This window comes from Acidiphilium sp. 34-64-41, assembly GCF_002282635.1.
Lineage (GTDB): Bacteria > Pseudomonadota > Alphaproteobacteria > Acetobacterales > Acetobacteraceae > Acidiphilium > Acidiphilium rubrum.
Window position 1 is genome coordinate 1 of sequence record NZ_NCJX01000163.1, and the last position, 2582, is coordinate 2582.

The following is a 2582-nucleotide window of genomic DNA, read 5'->3' on the forward strand; positions in this document are numbered from 1 at the left end:
GGGGGAAAGCCAGTTCGTCACGCTGGTGAATGTCAATGGCCGCCATGGCGGGGGCCACTAGCCCTAGTGGGTGTCTGAGTCAACCGGATAGGCACGGTTTATCATTCATTTTTACGAATCCAAAGTGATATTATATTCAGGTTACTGTATAGTAGAAATCTTCATTGAGAAATGTAGGATGGGTATCCCTTGATACCCATCAATCCAACCACACCACCCCACCTCAGCCCCCCTTCCTCCCAACAAACTGCGTAAACACCCGCTCGGTCACATCCGAAATATAATGCTCCATCCCCTCGGCATCCGCCTCGGCAACCTCGCTCGGCACCCCCAGCGTCTCCAGCACAAGCACCACCAGCCGATGCCGCACCCGCGCCCGCTCGGCCATGCGCGCACCCGCCTCGGTCAGAAAAACCCCGCGATACGGCTCAGACATCGCCAACCCCTGGCGCTTTAACCGGTTGATCGTCTTCGCCGCCGTCGGATGCGCCACCCCCATCCGCCGCGCGATATCGACCAGCCGCGCCTCACCGGCATCCGCCAACAAATCCGCGATCAGCTCGACATAATCCTCCAGCAGCGCCGTCGCCTGCGCATCCCGCACCCGCCCAAACCGCCGCGCCTGCGCCGGTTCCGATGGCAATGTCCGCGCCCCACCCGCCTTGGTCATCGCGCCCCTCTGTTCGCCGCGTCCCGGCCGCCGCTGTTGACTCTGTTAGACCTATAACTTTATCATGTAGCCATGGCAACAATTGATACCCTCATGAACAACGAACCGACCGTTCACCAGGATGCCGCATTTTACGCTGCCCGCCGCACCATGACCTGGCAGCGCAGCACAATCTCGCCCCGCCTGCGGCTGCTGCTCTGGTCCCTGCGGCTCTACGTGGTGCTCATGCTCGCAGTCGTCGCCATCGCCCTCGCGCGCCTCCTGCAATGAGCCGCGCCGACCCGGCCGCGCCCACCACCCCCTCGCACGAGGATTTCGATCGCGCGGCCGACCGCCAAACCATTCTACGCGCCCGCGGTCACAGATCCCGCTGGTTCGGCGCCCGCGTCCTGCTGCTCCTGGTCGGTCCCGGCGTCATCACCTTCCTCGGCGAGAACGATGCCCCGAGCATGTTGTCCTACGCCGCCACCGGCGCGCAATTCGGCATCGGCTTCTTCCTGCCCTTCATCCTGTTCACCTTCGCGATCGGTTTCGTGGTGCAGGAAATGGTCGCCCGCGTCGGCGCCGCCACCGGCCAGGGCCATGCCGAACTCATCTTCGCCCGGTTCGGCCGGTTCTGGGGCGGCTTCGCGATGCTCGATCTCACCGCCGGCAATTTTCTGACCCTCGTCACCGAATTCATCGGCATCCGCGCCGGCCTCGGCTATTTCGGCGTCCCCCCCGCCGTTGCGGTCGGCGGCAGCATCCTGGTGATCGGCCTCGCGATCTCGACCTCGCGCTACCGCACCTGGGAGCGTTTCGCGATGGCTCTGGCCCTGGGCAACGCCATCTTTCTCCCCGTCGCCCTGCTCGCCCACCCCGATGCCACGGCGATCGGCCACGCCATGCTCACCTGGAGCCCACTGCCCGGCGGCCTGAAGCCGGGCACGATCACTTTGATGATCGCCGACATCGGCGCCACCGTCACACCCTGGATGCTGTTTTTCCAGCAGGGCGCCGTGGCCGACAAAGGGCTGACATCGACGGAATTATCCGGCGCGCGGATCGACACGCTGATCGGCACGCTCCTCGCCGCGACCTTCGCCATCGCCGCGGTGGTCGCCACCGCACCCTTGTTCGCGCACGGCATCAGCGCCGGCAATTTCCAGACCGCCCAGTTCGCCGAGGCCCTGCAACCCCTGATCGGCCGCCTCGGCGCCTCATTGTTCGCGATCGGCATTTTCGAGGCCGGGCTGGTCGCGGCCATCGCGATATCGACCTCATCGGCCTACGCCTTCGGCGAAGTCACCGGCACCGCCCATAGTCTGAATGCGACAATGCGCGACGGCTGGCGCTTCTACGCCGTCCTGCTCGGCTCCGCCTGCGCCGCCGGTGGCCTGACCCTGATCCCCGGCGCCCCGCTCGAAGACATCGTCATCCTGGTCAACGTCGTCGCAACCCTCGCCATGCCGCCCGCCCTGCTGTTTCTCATCGTCATCGCCAACGATGCCGAAATCATGGGCAAACACCGCAACGGCCGCCTGGGCAACATCGCCGGCATCGGCGTCACCCTCTTCCTTGTCGCCTGCGGCCTCACCTTCGCCGCCACGGTCCTGTTGCCGCACCTGTTCAACTAACGATTGCCCCCAACCCCACAACGTCATTGCGAGCACAAACCCGTAGGATTTGTATCCCTTGATACCCATCACCCAAGCCCTCAACCCCACAACGTCATTGTGAGCACAAACCCGTAAGATGGGTATCCCTTGATACCCATCACCCAAGCCCCCAACCCCACAACGTCATTGCGAGCGCAGCGCGGCAATCCAGCCCAGCCACACCCCTAAACCAAAAATTCTAACGCACCCCTAACAAACCCCTTTCTCACCCCCCACCCTCTATGTTTATCTCCCCCCATGATCTCGAACGCGCC

General features: G+C 63.8%; 3 protein-coding genes. 2 read left to right on the forward strand and 1 reads right to left on the reverse strand.

What is annotated here, in order from left to right:
• Positions 1-223: 223 nt before the first annotated feature.
• Positions 224-670, reverse strand: coding sequence for a manganese-binding transcriptional regulator MntR (gene mntR / locus B7X49_RS18540; protein WP_286705439.1), 447 nt, complete (start codon positions 668-670; stop codon positions 224-226).
• A gap of 72 nt (positions 671-742) precedes the next feature.
• Between mntR and B7X49_RS18545 the strand changes: the two genes are divergently transcribed.
• Together B7X49_RS18545 and B7X49_RS18550 are read left to right on the forward strand one after the other, a co-directional pair.
• Positions 743-940, forward strand: a complete 198-nt coding sequence (locus tag B7X49_RS18545) for a hypothetical protein (RefSeq protein WP_286840615.1) — start codon at positions 743-745, stop codon at positions 938-940.
• On the forward strand, positions 937-2286 hold the full coding sequence (locus B7X49_RS18550; protein WP_286705441.1) for an NRAMP family divalent metal transporter: 1350 nt from the start codon (positions 937-939) through the stop codon (positions 2284-2286). Before B7X49_RS18545 ends, B7X49_RS18550 begins: the two co-directional genes overlap by 4 nt.
• The last annotated feature ends 296 nt before the right edge of the window (positions 2287-2582 follow it).